Origin of the sequence: Vibrio sp. bablab_jr001 (genome assembly GCF_016464285.1) — a bacterium.
GTDB classification, from domain to species: domain Bacteria; phylum Pseudomonadota; class Gammaproteobacteria; order Enterobacterales; family Vibrionaceae; genus Vibrio; species Vibrio fluvialis.
In genome coordinates, this window is record NZ_JACDWZ010000078.1 from 1 (window position 1) to 469 (window position 469).

The 469-nt window shown below is 47.8% G+C and carries 3 tRNA genes; all 3 read left to right on the forward strand.

From position 1 onward, the window contains the following. The first annotated feature begins 63 nt into the window (after positions 1–63). Positions 64–139 (forward strand) — tRNA-Lys (locus tag JIG40_RS12790). A gap of 31 nt (positions 140–170) precedes the next feature. Continuing rightward, positions 171–246, forward strand: a tRNA-Ala gene (locus tag JIG40_RS12795). 12 nt (positions 247–258) lie between these two features. Further along, positions 259–334: transfer RNA gene (locus JIG40_RS12800), tRNA-Val, on the forward strand. The last annotated feature ends 135 nt before the right edge of the window (positions 335–469 follow it).

Genomic DNA, 469 nt, shown 5'->3' on the forward strand with positions numbered 1-469 from the left:
GAGGCCTAGGACACCGCCCTTTCACGGCGGTAACAGGGGTTCGACTCCCCTACGGGATACCACGGGTCGTTAGCTCAGTTGGTAGAGCAGTTGACTTTTAATCAATTGGTCGCAGGTTCGAATCCTGCACGACCCACCATTCCTACCATTAGGAATTAAAACTCAAGACTGGGGCTATAGCTCAGCTGGGAGAGCGCCTGCCTTGCACGCAGGAGGTCAGCAGTTCGATCCTGCTTAGCTCCACCATTCTTGAATAATGGGCGATTAGCTCAGTTGGGAGAGCACCTGCCTTACAAGCAGGGGGTCACTGGTTCGAACCCGGTATCGCCCACCATCTTTAAGCACATTTGCTTAAGTGTTCTTAAACATGGTTTTCATCAGAAAATCTGCTCTTTAACAATTTGGAAAGCTGACAAAACAATCTTTTAGAAGATTGTTTGTAAAGTTCTCAATGTATTCCTGAATGGAA